The 15,668-nt window shown below is 47.1% G+C and carries 20 protein-coding genes; 1 reads left to right on the forward strand and 19 read right to left on the reverse strand.

Annotated features, from left to right (window positions below):
• Positions 1–4: 4 nt before the first annotated feature.
• The 7 genes from ACESLK_RS11960 to ACESLK_RS11990 form a co-directional block, all read right to left on the reverse strand.
• Positions 5–1,300: a CCA tRNA nucleotidyltransferase gene (locus tag ACESLK_RS11960; RefSeq protein WP_373229682.1), complete on the reverse strand. Its 1,296-nt coding sequence runs from the start codon at positions 1,298–1,300 to the stop codon at positions 5–7.
• 43 nt (positions 1,301–1,343) lie between these two features.
• Positions 1,344–2,507 (reverse strand): N-acetyl-alpha-D-glucosaminyl L-malate synthase BshA, encoded by a 1,164-nt coding sequence (bshA, locus tag ACESLK_RS11965; RefSeq protein ID WP_373229683.1) that lies wholly within the window; start codon positions 2,505–2,507, stop codon positions 1,344–1,346.
• A gap of 101 nt (positions 2,508–2,608) precedes the next feature.
• A complete protein-coding gene (gene bshB1, locus ACESLK_RS11970; protein ID WP_373229684.1) occupies positions 2,609–3,319 on the reverse strand; it encodes a bacillithiol biosynthesis deacetylase BshB1 in 711 nt (236 codons plus the stop codon).
• Positions 3,316–3,744, reverse strand: coding sequence for a methylglyoxal synthase (locus ACESLK_RS11975; protein WP_373229764.1), 429 nt, complete (start codon positions 3,742–3,744; stop codon positions 3,316–3,318). Before ACESLK_RS11975 ends, bshB1 begins: the two co-directional genes overlap by 4 nt.
• A 70-nt stretch (positions 3,745–3,814) precedes the next feature.
• Positions 3,815–4,618 carry a 4-hydroxy-tetrahydrodipicolinate reductase gene (gene dapB, locus ACESLK_RS11980; RefSeq protein WP_373229685.1) on the reverse strand — a complete coding sequence of 268 codons (804 nt, stop codon included), beginning with the start codon at positions 4,616–4,618 and terminating at the stop codon, positions 3,815–3,817.
• A 4-nt stretch (positions 4,619–4,622) separates the two neighbouring features.
• On the reverse strand, positions 4,623–5,171 hold the full coding sequence (locus ACESLK_RS11985; RefSeq protein ID WP_373229686.1) for a tetratricopeptide repeat protein: 549 nt from the start codon (positions 5,169–5,171) through the stop codon (positions 4,623–4,625).
• Positions 5,172–5,216: 45 nt separating this feature from the next.
• Positions 5,217–5,585: a nucleotide pyrophosphohydrolase gene (locus ACESLK_RS11990; RefSeq protein ID WP_373229687.1), complete on the reverse strand. Its 369-nt coding sequence runs from the start codon at positions 5,583–5,585 to the stop codon at positions 5,217–5,219.
• 85 nt (positions 5,586–5,670) lie between these two features.
• Here ACESLK_RS11990 and ACESLK_RS11995 point away from each other — a divergent pair, with 85 nt between their 5' ends.
• Entirely contained in the window at positions 5,671–6,540 is an 870-nt protein-coding gene (locus ACESLK_RS11995) for a YitT family protein (protein WP_373229688.1), read from the forward strand.
• 9 nt (positions 6,541–6,549) lie between these two features.
• Here the strand turns inward: ACESLK_RS11995 and ACESLK_RS12000 are convergent, their stop codons facing one another.
• The 12 genes from ACESLK_RS12000 to ACESLK_RS12055 all read right to left on the reverse strand — a co-directional run bounded on the left by ACESLK_RS12000 (position 6,550) and on the right by ACESLK_RS12055 (position 15,243).
• Positions 6,550–7,533 (reverse strand): sporulation protein YpjB, encoded by a 984-nt coding sequence (locus ACESLK_RS12000; protein ID WP_373229689.1) that lies wholly within the window; start codon positions 7,531–7,533, stop codon positions 6,550–6,552.
• Positions 7,534–7,570: 37 nt separating this feature from the next.
• On the reverse strand, positions 7,571–8,224 hold the full coding sequence (locus ACESLK_RS12005) for a DUF1405 domain-containing protein (RefSeq protein ID WP_373229690.1): 654 nt from the start codon (positions 8,222–8,224) through the stop codon (positions 7,571–7,573).
• A 62-nt stretch (positions 8,225–8,286) separates the two neighbouring features.
• Positions 8,287–9,162 (reverse strand): c-type cytochrome, encoded by an 876-nt coding sequence (locus ACESLK_RS12010; RefSeq protein ID WP_373229691.1) that lies wholly within the window; start codon positions 9,160–9,162, stop codon positions 8,287–8,289.
• A gap of 18 nt (positions 9,163–9,180) precedes the next feature.
• Positions 9,181–9,852 (reverse strand): menaquinol-cytochrome c reductase cytochrome b subunit, encoded by a 672-nt coding sequence (gene qcrB / locus ACESLK_RS12015; protein WP_373229692.1) that lies wholly within the window; start codon positions 9,850–9,852, stop codon positions 9,181–9,183.
• Between the two features lie 19 nt (positions 9,853–9,871).
• Positions 9,872–10,405 carry a Rieske (2Fe-2S) protein gene (locus ACESLK_RS12020; RefSeq protein ID WP_373229693.1) on the reverse strand — a complete coding sequence of 178 codons (534 nt, stop codon included), beginning with the start codon at positions 10,403–10,405 and terminating at the stop codon, positions 9,872–9,874.
• Between the two features lie 262 nt (positions 10,406–10,667).
• Entirely contained in the window at positions 10,668–11,084 is a 417-nt protein-coding gene (locus ACESLK_RS12025; protein ID WP_373229694.1) for a DUF2487 family protein, read from the reverse strand.
• Between the two features lie 240 nt (positions 11,085–11,324).
• Positions 11,325–11,507, reverse strand: coding sequence for an IDEAL domain-containing protein (locus ACESLK_RS12030; protein ID WP_373229695.1), 183 nt, complete (start codon positions 11,505–11,507; stop codon positions 11,325–11,327).
• Between the two features lie 37 nt (positions 11,508–11,544).
• Positions 11,545–12,051, reverse strand: a complete 507-nt coding sequence (locus ACESLK_RS12035; protein WP_373229765.1) for a gamma carbonic anhydrase family protein — start codon at positions 12,049–12,051, stop codon at positions 11,545–11,547.
• Between the two features lie 74 nt (positions 12,052–12,125).
• The gene (locus ACESLK_RS12040) at positions 12,126–13,340 is read right to left on the reverse strand and encodes a hypothetical protein (protein ID WP_373229696.1); all 1,215 of its coding nucleotides are present in this window, start codon (positions 13,338–13,340) and stop codon (positions 12,126–12,128) included.
• Positions 13,341–13,445: 105 nt separating this feature from the next.
• Complete coding sequence (locus ACESLK_RS12045; protein WP_373229697.1) at positions 13,446–14,054, reverse strand: histidine phosphatase family protein; 609 nt, start codon at positions 14,052–14,054, stop codon at positions 13,446–13,448.
• Complete coding sequence (locus ACESLK_RS12050; RefSeq protein WP_373229698.1) at positions 14,051–14,650, reverse strand: anti-sigma factor family protein; 600 nt, start codon at positions 14,648–14,650, stop codon at positions 14,051–14,053. Before ACESLK_RS12050 ends, ACESLK_RS12045 begins: the two co-directional genes overlap by 4 nt.
• Positions 14,647–15,243 (reverse strand): RNA polymerase sigma factor, encoded by a 597-nt coding sequence (locus ACESLK_RS12055; RefSeq protein ID WP_373229766.1) that lies wholly within the window; start codon positions 15,241–15,243, stop codon positions 14,647–14,649. Before ACESLK_RS12055 ends, ACESLK_RS12050 begins: the two co-directional genes overlap by 4 nt.
• Positions 15,244–15,668: the final 425 nt, after the last annotated feature.

Below are 15,668 nucleotides of genomic sequence, written 5' to 3' on the forward strand. Positions count from 1 at the left end.
CCACCTACAATTCAGTATTTCCCTCTACTCGCTTCGCTGCTGCAAGAAGCGCAGCCCGTTCGTTGGGAACACGCTCGAATGCTACTTCTTCAAGCAAATAACGAAGCAGATCGGCAATCCATGGACCCGGCGGTTTGCCGAGGAAGCTCGACAGCTCGTTACCCCGTATATGGAGCTCCGATATTGAGGCAGCTGCAGGTTTAGCAAGCTTGCCTCTTTCCTCTGCTGCTACCCTATTCCCAGCCTCCGCCATATCGAGCCAATCCTGGGAGGTCGTTCGCCCGTATGCTAATACCGCACTAAACCAATGATCCTTCGTACTGAAGCTGCCAAGCTCATTCATCCGTTCGTTAAAACCCACAACGCTGGAGATACGCGCTATTCTTCGTCCGCTAAATCGTAACGTACGGCATAAGTCTTCGCAGTCCTTCTCGCGAATCCCAAACCCCGACAACAATGCAGCCCACCGCAAGTCCGGATCAGTTATAAGAGGAAGCTCTAGCAGCTGACTTCCAAGTGAGCCTAAGTCACCGAATGACATACTCCATTGCCAAGGCAGCCTGTTAAAGCGGTAGCTCTCAATCGCTTCCTGAAAAGCATAGGGCAACGGTTCCTTCACGTTCGTTAGCAAACCGCTCTTAAACAGATAGTGGCAGGCTTGCTCTGGACCGCTTCCTGCCATCATCTTGTCCCATTCCGAGCTTACGCGCTCCATAGCAACTTGCTTAAGCTTCGGACGTTGCTCGACAATTCCCCGCCATAGCTCGGGTGACAGCTGAAAGTCGAATTCCGCACCGAAGCGAATCGCCCTAAGCATTCTTAGCGCATCCTCCTCGAAGCGCTCTGAAGCTTCGCCGACTGAGCTTACGATACCAGCCTCGAGATCGACCTTGCCACCGAAGGGATCAACGAGCTCTCCATTTAATCCGATAGCCATTGCATTAAAGGTAAAGTCGCGTCTAGCCAAGTCCTCGCGCACATCGAGCACGAATGCAACCTTATCCGGTCTTCGGGCATCTGAATATCCGAACTCCTGGCGAAATGTGGTTACCTCGAAGGAGCGTCCATTCTCCATAATCGTTACCGTCCCATGCTTCAGGCCAGTCGGTATGGTTCGTGCGAACAATCCCATCACTTCTTCCGGCGTAGCGGATGTCGCGATGTCAATATCGTGAAGGCTGCGCCCAAGAAATCGATCTCTAACGCAGCCTCCAACCAAATACGCCTCATGGCCCTGTGAGATGATTCTGCGTATGACTTCCAAACCTTCTAACCACAATATTTCGTCCTGCTGTTCCATGACGCACATTACCTCCGGTCATCTTCATGGTTTGACCGAGCTGTTAGACCTTACATGCCTGGACAGGAACCTTAATCGGCATACCTAATACTCTATAGTAAATTTCCTCGTACTGGGCAGTAATGAGCTCATCGCAGAACACATAGTGAGCCCGTTGTATGCAAGCTTCCCTGAAATCCGCATAAAGCTTATCATTTGTCAGCAGTTTCAAAGCATTTTCAGCCATCTCGTCCGTATTGCCTATAGAAGACAGAAAACCCGTCTTCCCGCTCTGGACGAGCTCGGGAATACCGCCTGCAATGGAGCCGATCGTCGGCACTCCGCAAGCCATCGCTTCAAGCGCTACTAAACCGAAGCTTTCTTTCTCGGAGGGCAGCAGCATTAAATCCGCTATGGAAATAACCTGGGCAACGTCATCCTGCTTACCTAGGAAGTGTACCCGGTCCTGTAATCCCAATGCGTTGATTTTCGTTTGAATTTTCGGCAAATCCGGACCCTCTCCCACGAGCAGGAGCTTTGACGGAACCTTGGCATTAACCTTTGCGAATATATCTACCACGTCGCCAGTCCGCTTCACAGGCCGGAAATTGGAAATATGCATTAATATTTTTTCGTGCAGCGGGGCATAATCTTTGCGCAGATCAACACATTCACGAGGATAATACACTCGTTTGTCCACGAAATTATAAGTAAGATCGATCTTTTCCTTAATATCGAGCAGTTCACGGGTTTCCCGAATAAGATCTTGGCTTACTGCAGTTACCGCATCACTTTGGCGAATACCAAGTCGAATAATGTCCTTAAGCGACTCGTCTTGAGCGAGAACGGTAATATCCGTCCCATGCAGCGTTGTAACGACCTTAAGGTCGTCACCGGCCATTTGCTTAGCTAATATTGCGCATATCGCATGAGGAACCGCGTAATGAACGTGCAGCAGATCAAGCTTCTGGATCCTGGCAACCTGATTCATTTTACTAGCTAAAGATAAATCATATGGAGGATAACGGAATACATAATAATCCGACACTTCAACCTCATGATAGAAAATATTGCGATGAAACTTACCTAGGCGAAATGGCATACTATGAGTAATGAAATGGATTTCATGGCCTTTTTCAGCTAATAACTTCCCAAGCTCCGTAGCAACGACACCGGAGCCGCCAAGAGAAGGATAACAGGTAATACCGATTTTGAGCGGACGGTTCATGTCGATCCTCCTTTCTGTATGCGATGCGATCCGACGCTGAGTATATCTCTGAATCGCACGTCGGTTGTCATCACTCCAATATATTCCATAACTATTCGTCATTAGAAGCGTTGAATTGCGATAGGTCCTTTGGCAATAAAACCCTCCGCAAATTCGAATTTCTTCGTTTGACCAAGCAAACGGTCTCTTGCTAGGATGAGCTCCAAATAAGCACCGGTAAGCGGGGTTTCAACCCAATCCTCTTCTTGGCCTGCCGGCATAAATTGCGATTGATACGCCTTAAGGGCATTCATCTTAATGTCATGAACCTCACTTACATCAATAAGTAACTGAGGTGAATGAGCGTCATTAATAAAATAAAAGAGCAGCTGTTCAACTGTCCACGCCGTATGCTCCGGCATATATTTTCTAAGCTTAGCATTGAAAACAGCTTCCTCAGCCATTCTGCTGCAAGTAATATGATCAGGATGGCGATCGATATAATAAGGAGCGAACACTAGACGCGGCCGATACCGGCGTATCGCAGCCACCATAAGATCAGTATGCTGAGCAGTCGTTGCCAATCGTCGATCCGGCAAACCTAAATTTTCTCTTACGGACAAGCCGAGAACTGCAGTCGCTTCAGCAGCTTCTCTCTGCCGAATTACAACGTTGCCATTGGAAGACATCTCAGCATAAGTTAAATCTATGATTCCGACTTTCAAGCCGTCTTTCACATGCTTGGCGATTGTACCGCCCATTCCAATCTCGGCATCATCAGGATGTGCTGCAAAAACAAGTATATCAAGCTGAACAAATGGATTTCCGCTCATTCGTTTACACCCTCTATTCCCGGCTTGTACTTATGTACAAGCTCCCGCCACGCGAAGTCTCCACGCTCTAGAGCTTTGATAAGGAGCTCTCCGGTGGCGACATTCGTTGCGACCGGTATTCCCTGAACATCACACAAACGCAGAAGCGCGATGATATCCGGCTCATGCGGCTGTGCCATCAGCGGGTCTCTAAGAAAGATAATAAGATCCATTGCATTCTCCGCGACTCTAGCCCCGATTTGTTGATCACCGCCTAGAGGTCCCGACATGAATCTGTGAATGGATAATGATGTATTTTCCATAATGCGGGTGCCTGTTGTTCCTGTAGCGTAGAGACGGTGATGCATCAATACATGCTCGTACGCGATAGCGAAATTGACCATCTCTTCTTTCTTGCGATCATGGGCGATAAGTGCGATATCCATCATGTCATGATACTCCTTTCCCGAGGGAGATGTCTTAGGTAAACCTTATTGTAGCGTCAATCTTCTAGAGTTAATCTAGAAAATGTTCAAAGCCGTACACCATGCCTGTAACCGACATGATTTTCTTGATCGCGGTATTCACTCCCGGCATATAGCCGGCTCTATCATGCGAGTCATGACGGATTTTGAGCGTTTGCCCGAAAGCCCCGAATACGACCTCCTGTTGAGCGAATACCCCTGGCAACCTAACGCTATGTATGCGAAAACCGTTATAGTAACCGCCGCGAGCTCCTTCGATGACCTCTTCTTCTTTCGGATTCCCTTGGCGCAGCTCTTGCCGGGCTTCCGAAATGAGTTCAGCTGTCTTGATCGACGTTCCCGATGGCGCATCCAGCTTTTGATCGCCATGGTATTCAATGATTTCCACATGGGGAAAGTATTTGGCGGCCATTGCGGAGAATCTCATCATCAGAATAGCGCCAATGGAGAAGTTGGGAGCAATAAGACCGCCAATTCCTTGATCCCTGCATTGCTTGTCCAATTCAGCAATCTGCTCAGGGGTAAAGCCCGTTGTTCCGATTACGGGGCGAACTCCGAAGGAAATGGCTGTTTCGGTATTTGGCATTGCTGAGTGAGGAGTCGTAAAATCGACCAATACATCAGGACGTGTTGCCGATAAGGCTTCGGTTAAGTTAGAAGAAACGATGACGCCGGTATCGGATTTACCGACGAGAGTTCCGGCGTCAACGGGACCTGCTGAAGTATATATGGCTGCTGCGAGTTGAAGCGCTGGATCCTCTAAAACCATTTTCACGACCTCACGGCCCATTCTTCCGCCAGCGCCTGTAACGGCAACTTTGATTCTCTGCGACATGCTATCACCTATTCCTTTTCGGCTTATATTGTGAATACTGTTGTTTAAGAAGGCGGCGACGTTCCCCTCGCACTTCGTGGAGCAGTCGTTTGGCTTCCTCATGCTGCGGCTCCAGCAGGAGCGCGTCCCTTATGGATTCAAGAGCTGATCTATAATCCTGCTGCATTCGGTATAAGATACCGAGTAGCAGCCTAGCCTCAGCGGACAGTGGATCAAATTGGGCTGCCTCCTTGAGAAGCTGCAAGCTCTTCTCCAGGTCTGGGACAGGCAAGGAAAGCAAGGCTCTAGCTTCGATAATTTTCTGTCTCGCCATAAGGGTTCGTAAATTTAACTGATAGGATATTTCATTCGGATTGAGCTCTACAGCTTTAAGGGCATAAGTCATGGCTAGAGCGAGTTTGCCACTGCGTGCGCAGGTGACGGAGCCCTTGTAATGATAGGCTGCATTCTCAGGTTCCATCGCAATCGCCTGCTGGAACCAGAAGATAGCGGATTCGAAATCTCCATGAAAGATGGCGTCATACGCCTGCCGCAGGCATGTTTCCCCGTCCATGCTGACCATCCTCCCTTCATTCGGGGATGGTACAGCATATGACATTTAACGATTATCGGTGTCCTTCTTGGTCCACCTGCTTGCATCTCGCGTATTGAATTTGTGCATTACTTTCCGGTGAGCCTCCGTCATATCAATACCCAAAGAATTTGCAAAGCAGTTGACGATAAAGAGAATATCGCCCAATTCCATCTCGATCGAATTGTCAGCTTCATCCTTCTTCTTCGGCTTCTCGCCGAATTGATGGTTGACTTCGCGAGCCAATTCTCCGACTTCTTCCGACATTCGGGCTAGCATCGATAGAGGAGAGAAGTAACCTTCTTTGAATTGCGAGATGTATGCATCCACATCACGTTGGATGTCCGCAAGCGTACGCTCGGTAAGCTCTATATCAGCCAAACGGGATTGTCCCATTGTCCGCTTCCTTTCTTGAAGGTGTCATCCCTATGTTAGCGCAAGATGTATATGAAAACAAATGCAAATTTGGAGGAATCGTCCCATGAATAAAACCTTACCATGGAGTACCGTAAGATCGTGGAGCCTGCTTCTAGCAGGAACAGCTTTATATGCATTCGGACTGCAATATTTCATCATTCCTAACCTGCTCATGGAAGGAGGAGTCACAGGGGTTGCAGTACTCTTGAACTATGCCTTGAATATTCCGGTTTGGCTGAGTTCACTTGTAATCAACCTGCCGCTGTTCTTACTCGGCTGGCGCCAGCTTGGGAGGCATGCAATGCTTTACACTTTAGCCGGCACCTTGCTGCTATCTTTATTCTTGTGGATCGCAGAGCTTCTGGTGGATCATGGCTGGTTAACCCCTTTTCAATCTGAAAGTGATTTCATGCTAGTCGTTCTTTATGCCGGTGTGACGCTGGGCACCGGGCTTGGACTCGTATTCCGAGCTGGAGGAACGACAGGCGGAGTCGATATTATTGCCAGAATTCTTCACCGTCTGCGGGGCTGGAGTATGGGACAAATTATATTATCCTTGGACGTGCTTATACTCAGCGCTTCTCTTTTATTCATCCCGAAGGAGAAGGTACTCTATACCCTCGTCAGCGTGTTTATTGCTTCTAAAATTATCGATTTCATTCAAGAAGGCGCTTATGCCGCCAAAGCCTTCACCATCATATGCGAGAATCCCGATGAGCTAGCCAAAAACATAACGAAGGAGCTCGACCGCGGTGTCACCTTAATGCCGGCCGTCGGAGCTTATTCGGGCAATCAGAAAACCGTCATCTATTGCGTCGTAAGCCGCTTCGAAATTCGCAAATTAAAAAGCCTCGTCCGTCTGCACGACCGGAGGGCTTTTATCGTCATTAATGATGTCCACGATGTTTTAGGGGAAGGCTTTCGCGAGGAATAAAAAGCCGTTTCACTTGTTCCAATGCTTAAGCAGTCTCTCTGCCGCATCCACAGGCCGATTCGCTTTAGACGATTTCCCTGAAGGGGTATAAGGATCCGCTTTGTACCTGCGCCAGCCCACCCAAGTTAGAACTGTGACGATAAAGGAACCCATCATGGCAGTCCAACCCCAAGGCGGGGCGGTAATCGGCGGGACTATTGCGGACTCAGCTGTCTTGTTTGGCGGGAACAGACCTTCCATCGCCTCTTTAAGTTGAGAAACAACACTTGGCAATAGATAAGGGTTTGAAGGAACAGCAGAAAGAACACGGCTTGCGTAACGCATTACCGAGTCACTCCTCTCCACTATCCAAGGCTCCGAATGGAGCAATACAGCCGTACGAATAACATGATAGTGCTGGGACATTTGATTAAATTCCGCGAGAGCGGCTTTAACTGCAACGTCCGATTCCGTATCTTTCTGTTCCAAAATCGTTCTTATTCTTATTACGTCTTCTTGTATAATTGTCCGGTACTGATGCCAGATAGGTTTATTAGGATGCGACAAGGCGTCTGCAGATAACCTGAGCGCTGCTGCTCCCTGCTTCCATCTGTCTTCATCGGGAGAAGCTGCCGCAGCCGCTCGCTTCAACTCCGTTATATTTTGTGCCAAGGCCTGTATACCCTCAGCTGTTGTGATATTTATCATCGGCAATGATCGGAAGCCTCTCTCGGCATCGGCTAATCTGGCTGAAGCCTCCTCGAGCTTCCCCCTATTCACAGCTTCATAGAGCGCTTCAGCTACCACGAGGAATCTTCCGAACGGTTCAGGCGACGACACACTCCCCGATCGTTCTAAGGCAATAGAAGTAACCTGACCCGTTATACCGGAGGGGCTTCCCCAAGCCGCTGCGGATGAAATTAACACTAATCCGGCGAGAAGCATAATGCTGGTTAGCTTTATCCATATCCTTCTATGCCGCTGATTCTTTAAGCCATATAAAAACAAGGACATCCCCTCCTATCCCATGGATATGAGGAGATGATTTCGTTTAGAACGACTTGTCCGATTTCGGTTGCCCATACACAAATTTAGCAAGCCAAGCAGACAAAACACTAATTCCTGTCAATATAAAGGTGAATAAACCTACGTAAAACAAATCGTTGTAAAGCACCCTTGGCAGATATGGGAACACGTCATATGTGTAATCTATCGTGTCATTCAAGAAGGTCCATGCAGCCGCTGCAAGAAGGGCCATTCCACTAAAAATGAAAAAACGGGCATAAATCAGCGCGCAAACCGCCATCGCAGAATGGCCAATGATCAGCATCCATGAATCCCATTGCAGAATATCTCCCTGAGCCTGTCCTGCGAATATGATTACGGTGGCCCACACTCCATATTTCACCGATGTAACAACGCCTAGCGCCTCAATAATTCCTCGAGCTCCATTCACCCATTTGCGCTTAGACGGTTTAGGAGAAAGCCATAACCATACTACGGCAAGAGCGAAAAATAGCGAGGCTGTCGGACTATCAGGCACAAAGGGAATTTGCCAGTGGGGATGGGTATTCCAGGTTTTCTCCAACTGAACCTTATACCAATAGTAACCATATATGGTTCCAGGGACATAAACAAGCATAAGTAACCCTAAAGTCCTTGGATGTAACAAAAGTCCTCGAGATGTTAACCATGTCCAGTTCAAGAGTGTGCCTCCTTCGTAAAAAAACCTGACCGGCTAAGGTCAGGTTCAAGGCAGTGAGCTTATTATTCGGCTGCCGCTTTTTGTTTGGAAAGCCAGGTTGCGATTTGGTCAATCTGTTCAGCGCTTAAGGAATCCTTAAAGGCAGGCATAGCACCCTCGCCTTGGCCGTTGGTGATAACATCAACGAGCTCTTCCTTATTCAGATGGTCGCCAACACCGCGAAGCGCAGGAGCACCGCCGCCTTCAAGCTCGACACCATGACACGAAATACAAGCTGCTGCTGTCATAGTCTCCGTGAATGCCGGATCGTCAGCATCTACCATTGCGGCGATTTTCTCTTTTCCCGGAATCGGACGAGGAAGACCTTTTTCAATGGCTTCCTCAGCTTTTATCTCACGCTCAATATGTTCAGGAATTGTACCATTCACGGATAATTCATGCTGGTAATGATCCCAAGAAACCCACGTTAGATAAGTACAAGCGACCAAAGAAAGGAGCATCGCGGATGAAGCAATTGGACGGCGATAGAACCTGCGTTCTTTGCCTGTATCCAAGAAAGGAGCTAGTAATAATCCGCCGAATAAAATGCCTGGAAAGCCCAATGTTCCAAGAACGATAAAATCCTCAGACGTATAAGGGTACTTCAAGAGTTGATACATGAATAAGAAGTACCAGTCGGGCATAGGGATAAATGCTCCATTGAGCGGATCTGCAGGATATCCTAGCGGCGCAGGGTGGGCAACCGTCAATACCAAGAAGCCGACCAAAACCACGACACCAACCATCCATTCCTTTAACAGAAAGTTCGGAATGAAGGCTTCCGACTTACCTGGGTAAGCGGAATAATCGGGTGGTACTACATTCGAATAATCCCGTTTACGAACACGTGAATCACCGATGAATACGATTTTTTCATTTGGATCCTGTTTATGTGCCATCGCTAGCCACTCCTTTCTTTACAGCGGCCCGGAAATGCCCTGTTTTCGAATCATGAAGAAGTGTCCGGCAAGCAGAGCGAGCAGCGCACCGGGCAAGAAGAACACGTGAATAGCGAAGAAGCGGGTAAGCGTTTGAGCGCCAACGATCGTGCCGCCTTGCATTAACTCCTTGACGTATTCTCCCAAAATAGGCATGGATGCTGCGATCTCAATACCAACCTTCGTTGCGTAATAAGCTTTGTTGTCCCAAGGAAGCAGGTAACCCGTAAATCCGAGGCCTAACATAACGAAGAAGATTAACATTCCGACAACCCAGTTCATTTCACGCGGCGCTTTGTAAGAGCCTGTGAAGAAAACCCTTAAAGTATGTAGGAACATCATAACAATTACAAGGCTCGCACCCCAGTGATGCATCCCCCTTACAATAGCACCGAAGGCAACCTGATGCTGAAGGTAGTCAACGCTGTAATAAGCGTTGATAATATCCGGTACATAATACATCGTCAGGAACATACCCGATAGGATTTGTATGACGGTGATAAAGAACGTCAAACCGCCGAAGCAATATACGAAAGCCGAGAAATGATGCGCAGGGTTAACATGCTCAGGCACCTCATGATCGGCAATATCTCTCCACATCGGCGTAATATCCAGACGTTCGTCGATCCAGTTGTACATGTTTTTGAACATGAGACGAAACGCCCTCCTTCTATTTAACGCGACTATTCGGTACAAGCGGTCCGAGATATACCCAGCCGTTTTCACTACGCACTTCGTACTCGTCCAGTGACTTCGGAGCCACTTTTAAGGTTTTACCGTCTTTCGTGTAAGCAGCGCCATGACAAGGACAATGATATTGATCCGGCACTTCTGATGCCCAGCTTATTGTGCAGCCTAGATGTTTACAAATAGGAGACAATGCAAAGATTTTACCATCATTACCTTTGGTGATCCATGCTGTTAGCTTAGGATCGCTCTCATACCAGCCGTCGACTTGATGGATTTGGAAGTCCACCTTGAAAGGTTCATTCGAGATTTTGTTCTCTTCCACTACCTTTACGAAGTTACCTGTTTGCTTCTTTTGCAATATAGGATCGACGGCAAAGCGGATCATCGGTAAAATGGCCCCGCCAGCCATAAAGGCTCCTGCTCCGCCAAGCGTGTAGGCCAGAAATTGACGTCTTGTCATCTCTTTCCGCTTAACCGGTTTGTGCGTAGTTTCTTGTTGCATATTGTGGTCCATTCATTCTACCCCCTTTACCCCACCAATCTTGTGTCCAATACGGACGTTAACAGTTTGTTCACAAGGACATAACTATAATAGCCCACGCGCTTTAGAGCGTCAAGAATAGGCCGACCAGTTTCCTATCCAGACGAGAAAACCACAAGTAAAGTGTTCTCAAATTGTCACATTTCCCACAGTTATCGTCTGACTATTGTTTACTCTATATACCCAACCTTATGCGTCCTTTAACTCATAGACTGATTCGAGCATTATTGAGACTTTAACGGCTCCGCCATAAGTCTGTAACCGTTTTGCGAATATAATCGGCATCCGGCTCCTCAACCTCGCTTGTTGGTTGAAAGATTAGGTCTGCGCTCAGCTCAGATGATAATACTAAGGGCTGACCGCATATTGCGATAATATAACGAAAACCGTTTGCTCTCCATTGTTTACAGAGCTGATCAAGCCGTTCGAGATCATTATGACTGCCGCTAACGTAATGAAATGCCGGCATCGTCACTGTTCGTCCGTGGAAGGCACGCTCCAAAGCAGCTAACCATTTGCCAGCTCGCGCGACCTTCATAGTAGCTTCCCATGGCGCTTCTCCGCCTGTTAAGCCCGACACGGGGATCAAGCAAGTATCCAGATAATTCTGCAGCTCTGGCCAGCTGTTCTCATCAATTTCACTGAATTTCATTCGATTCGTCCACTCCTTGGGAGAACAATACAGCCATTCCGCGATAAATCATGTCCTATTTATCGTACTCCAAAAGCGCGGACAATAAAAGTGCCTTTTCCCAACGTAAAATGGGAAAGGCACTTTTAGATAACTCAATTATGCAGTTTAGTTAAACGTTTGAATAAAATAAGGCTGCCCATAAGAATCTTATGGGACAGCCCCTTCGGCAGGGAGAACCGACGGCCCGCTTAATCCGATCTAACGCAGGATTACCTTCAATTCATCGGTTAAGCGCCGGAACGATTCTACGTCTCCTTGCGCAAGCGCATCATCGATGGCATCATAAATTTTTTCCTTCCGGTAATTGCGCAGCGCTTCATCTAGGACCATTTCTGCCGCCAATCCCAGCATTGTCTCATAGGCGACTTTCATGTTGTCCATTCGTTGCACCTCCGAAATCCGGCGTTGGGTCTCCGCTCTAGGGGTTCCCGTATTGCTCGCCCTTGCTCACGTAGCTTTCAGCCGTCGTTTGCATCCGCAGCAAATCCTGTTCAGTCAATGACCGGACAACCTTCGCAGGCGTTCCCAAACACAAGGTGTTTGGCGGAATGACCTGATTCTCAGTTACGAGTGCGCCGGCTCCTACTAAAGCATATTCACCGATGTCAGCCCCGTTCAAGACGATAGCCCCTATTCCGATCAATGTACCTTTGCCTATTGTACAGCCATGGATGATTGCTGCATGTCCAACGGAAACGCCATCGCCTACGATTAATGGTTGATTCCTGTTGACATGACCGACAACTCCATCTTGAATATTACAATGCTTCCCAATATGAATGGGTGCCAAATCTCCACGCAATACTGCATTGAACCATACCGAGCTTTTCTCGCCAATCGTAACGTCTCCAACGATCTTCGCACCTTCTGCCACATAAACATCAGAAGCTAATTGGGGAAGCTTACCCATAAAGGGTAGCAGCATAACGATCTTCTCCTTCGGATCCCGCCAAGCAGGACGCTGTTTCAGGAGATTGTAGCAACCGTTATACAATACTGTCAAATCGGTGGTTTTCCTAAAATTAAAGTATCTTCAAAAGCTAGAAAGTTACCCGAAACAAGCATTTTACCCTGTGGTGTAATGCGGATCACATTATCACCCTCAGCTGTTTCGCCCCATTTAATGATCCCAAGATGCATTAACATCGCTAACACACGCCGCTCCAATACATCGCGTTGTGTATCATAGTAGTAGGAACGGACTAGAGGCTGCAAGATCTTATGTAACGATTCTACCGTAACCCAATTGTCTGATAACCGCATTATCCATTGTACTAATGTTGTGAGGTTCGGAATGGGACCCTTGTATAAACGAAGCCAGAATCGATAAAGCTTGGTCGGATCAGGCTTCATGGCACCATCGGTTATATTCCGGCCTTCAGCTGTCAACACAAGCCTATCAGGCTCTTCGGCGATATAGCCTTGATAGAAGGTGAAGTCATACAACAACGAGAAACGATCCGGATAGTCACGGAACTTGCGACCGTAACCAAATCTCCATCCTCCTCTTGTTGGAATGGTTTCACTTACCGAGAAGAGCTCTAAAGCTTGTGAAAGCTGTCTTTTGTACAGAACCCCGTCAGAAGTTACTTGGAGATCATTGTTACGTACAAACCTTAGAAAGTAGACAATGTCATCCATAATTAAGCTTCTTTCGTCTCGGTAGACAGGAGGCTCATCCGTGATCACGAGCGAGGACCTGTAACGCTTCTCCAAAACATCGCTTAACCTGTTTTTCACATCTTCAGGGACTTGATAAAGATAACGGGTTTGACCAGAAAAACCGTTAAACAGCCAGCCAAATCTCTTGAACCGAGAGATCGCAAGCCGAGCCAATTCATCAGGTCCCGTCGGCAGCGGCGGTGCAGTTTTTTTTCCTTTGCGAGAACGAGCACTCGCAGATGGCGCTTTAGGAGAGTCATTTGTTATGGGTGTTTGAACGGCAGGGGCCTGTTCACCATTTAAAGCTCTAGCCTTTAATTCTTCCAGACTGTAAGCCGCCCTGTTCTCGAATACTAACGAGTTCAGAAACCGCAAATCATTGACAGTCATCTCCTCCACTCTAGATTCCATTACATCCCGTCTTTGTACAGTTGATAGGATGGATTGAATCAATTCATTCTTGGAGTGGCTGCTACAGTCACAGTCATACGTTTCAGCTATTCTAGTTAACTCGGCGATATCCGCGAATACAAGCATGTCAGCCAAGTTCATATGCATTCCCCGCTTTATGGAGGATTTACTGTTCAGTATCGACCCTCATTGCCCATCTTAAACGTTACCAATACGCAAAAAAATCCGATTATGCACCGGATTTTTTCATTGGTTAGATTTCATGGCTTGTGTATGGAGGTGAAGCGTGCAATTGTGAAGCAAGGACTTCCAGCCTTCTTGATGCTTCTCAATTACGGTTAGAGACATATTAAGCAAGTGAAAATCATCAAGCTGAGTACACAACGAATGCAGCATCCTCGCGAGAAAGCTTCCATGTGTAACAACTAACCAAGCCTCACCTTGATGCTTCTCGGAAAGTTCATTTATGAAATCGTAGCCTCGGACTAGAACCGATTCATCGCTCTCTTGGTCTGGAACTAATTTTCTCCAATTGTTACCCCACTTAGTCTGGCGCTCCGCCTCCGTTGTCCCCTCAGCTTGCCCGAAGGAACGTTCCCTTAAGCGAGCGTCCTTGATAAGAGGAATTCCAAGAGCTTCGGCTAATATTTCAGCAGTCTGCGAGGCGCGTTGTAAATCGCTGCAGTATATTCCATTCCATTTCTTCGCTTCATGCGCCAAACGTTCAGCAAGTAAATGCGCTTGGTTTATTCCTTCTGAACTTAGCGGTATGTCGGTTACACCTTGAATCTTGCCCAGTTGATTCCATTCCGTAATGCCATGGCGAACCCAGCCAATCTTAGTAGCCGCGGTCATGAACGAACACGAGAAAACCAGTTTAGAATGAGTAACGTCATGATCATTCCAAGCATAGATAGGGCGACCCAATATTCTGGCATAGCCGGTGTTACATTAAGCATGATGGGGTCACTAAGACTCGCTACTGGCACATCAAGATGAACACTGTCACCAAATTGACTAGCTGAAAAGGCGTTTGCCGTCTCCATCACACCTGAACCGTCACTATCTTCTCCGTTCATACGATCAATAGATGTATAGAGAAATCCGCATATAAAGATTGCAAATAAGGCTGCTAACAGAGCTGCCACTTTCTTTCGAAATGCGAAAGAGAAAGAATATGTACGACGAACAGCAGGCATATACCAGCTCTGCTCCGTATAAATCCGATTCATGACATTCTGATTAACCCAATCTGTAGAAATGGGTTCTTCTTGGAGGAATTCACTATCTGGCATATCATGAATTAGCTGTGCACTCTCTTCCCACATCCTAAACTCTTCCGAACAGGATATACACCCCTCAACATGCGAATCCACAGCGAGTCGTTCGGCAGAATCATCTGCCAGATCCCTGTATATCCCAAACCATTCCCCAGCTTCTTCGCAATTCATCGCAGCTTCATCTCCTCGTACTCCTTCATCGTAGCGGGTTCAGTAAAGTAAGATTCCAATTGTGTCTTCACACTGGCCCTGGCTCGGAATAGCAACGATTTGACTGAACTGACCGTCTGACCCAATATGTTGGCGATTTCCTGGTAGTCCATGCCATCATATTCTCTCAAGATCAACGCGGATCGCTGCTTTTCGGGCAAGCTGTTAATGGCTTCGCGAACCATGGAAACCTTCTCGCCCTGCAGTAGTCGCTGTTCGGGTGCTTCCTCTAGCGGAGCGGCAGGTATATATGTGGAATCATCAAGTGAGAGATGCGTGGTCTTCTGCTTACGCAATTCACTAAGAACCGTATTACGGGCAATCGTATATAACCAAGTTGAAAAGGATGCATCTACTTCCCGGAAGGAATGCAAACTTCGATACGCTTTGTAGAATGTTTCCGAGCATAGATCCTCAGCTAATATTTCCAGTTTGGCGCTTTTGAGCATGTGGTATACAAATGAGAGTATCTTCTTCTGATAACGCCCCATCAGTACAGAATACATTTCTACATTACCGTCTTTAATTTCCCGAATTAACTGGGAATCGGTCATCATATCCGCGACCCTCCCCACGTCAGGGTGAACGTTCGCAGCCAGCAACTATATCTATTGTACCGGCCAGTAACGAAAAAGTTGCGCTAAGTCGCGCATAGGAATATTGTAAACCAGTATTTTACAAATTCTATATGCTATTGTAACACAGTAATGGGCATTATGAGCTTAAAAATTCCTCAATTTTTTTAGGGAAATATGTCCTATTTCAAACGAACACTCGATATACTCAGGGCAAAAAAAAATCCACCCCGAAGGGTGGGTGCACACAGTGCTAGGATTGGATAGGAGTGGAGAGAAACCATACTGTACTTTTATTATATGTATACGTTTACATTTTGTCAATAAGCGTTTTCATTTTATTTTTAAGCGATTACATTGACCTGGTTTTGGATTTGCTGCAATAAAAAAAAAGGACATCCTCA

This window comes from Cohnella sp. (assembly GCF_041640265.1).
GTDB lineage: Bacteria > Bacillota > Bacilli > Paenibacillales > Paenibacillaceae > Cohnella.

Bases quoted from the DNA above. Each gene is read 5' to 3' on its own strand.
- ACESLK_RS11960 (WP_373229682.1), bottom strand. From the start codon at position 1,300: ATGGAACAGCAGGACGAAATATTGTGGTTAGAAGGTTTGGAAGTCATA.
- bshA (WP_373229683.1), bottom strand. From the start codon at position 2,507: ATGAACCGTCCGCTCAAAATCGGTATTACCTGTTATCCTTCTCTTGGC.
- bshB1 (WP_373229684.1), bottom strand. From the start codon at position 3,319: ATGAGCGGAAATCCATTTGTTCAGCTTGATATACTTGTTTTTGCAGCA.
- ACESLK_RS11975 (WP_373229764.1), bottom strand. From the start codon at position 3,744: ATGGATATCGCACTTATCGCCCATGATCGCAAGAAAGAAGAGATGGTC.
- dapB (WP_373229685.1), bottom strand. From the start codon at position 4,618: ATGTCGCAGAGAATCAAAGTTGCCGTTACAGGCGCTGGCGGAAGAATG.
- ACESLK_RS11985 (WP_373229686.1), bottom strand. From the start codon at position 5,171: ATGGACGGGGAAACATGCCTGCGGCAGGCGTATGACGCCATCTTTCAT.
- ACESLK_RS11990 (WP_373229687.1), bottom strand. From the start codon at position 5,585: ATGGGACAATCCCGTTTGGCTGATATAGAGCTTACCGAGCGTACGCTT.
- ACESLK_RS11995 (WP_373229688.1), top strand. From the start codon at position 5,671: ATGAATAAAACCTTACCATGGAGTACCGTAAGATCGTGGAGCCTGCTT.
- ACESLK_RS12000 (WP_373229689.1), bottom strand. From the start codon at position 7,533: ATGTCCTTGTTTTTATATGGCTTAAAGAATCAGCGGCATAGAAGGATA.
- ACESLK_RS12010 (WP_373229691.1), bottom strand. From the start codon at position 9,162: ATGGCACATAAACAGGATCCAAATGAAAAAATCGTATTCATCGGTGAT.
- qcrB (WP_373229692.1), bottom strand. From the start codon at position 9,852: ATGTTCAAAAACATGTACAACTGGATCGACGAACGTCTGGATATTACG.
- ACESLK_RS12020 (WP_373229693.1), bottom strand. From the start codon at position 10,405: ATGGACCACAATATGCAACAAGAAACTACGCACAAACCGGTTAAGCGG.
- ACESLK_RS12025 (WP_373229694.1), bottom strand. From the start codon at position 11,084: ATGAAATTCAGTGAAATTGATGAGAACAGCTGGCCAGAGCTGCAGAAT.
- ACESLK_RS12030 (WP_373229695.1), bottom strand. From the start codon at position 11,507: ATGGACAACATGAAAGTCGCCTATGAGACAATGCTGGGATTGGCGGCA.
- ACESLK_RS12035 (WP_373229765.1), bottom strand. From the start codon at position 12,051: ATGCTGCTACCCTTTATGGGTAAGCTTCCCCAATTAGCTTCTGATGTT.
- ACESLK_RS12040 (WP_373229696.1), bottom strand. From the start codon at position 13,340: ATGAACTTGGCTGACATGCTTGTATTCGCGGATATCGCCGAGTTAACT.
- ACESLK_RS12045 (WP_373229697.1), bottom strand. From the start codon at position 14,054: ATGACCGCGGCTACTAAGATTGGCTGGGTTCGCCATGGCATTACGGAA.
- ACESLK_RS12050 (WP_373229698.1), bottom strand. From the start codon at position 14,650: ATGAATTGCGAAGAAGCTGGGGAATGGTTTGGGATATACAGGGATCTG.
- ACESLK_RS12055 (WP_373229766.1), bottom strand. From the start codon at position 15,243: ATGACCGATTCCCAGTTAATTCGGGAAATTAAAGACGGTAATGTAGAA.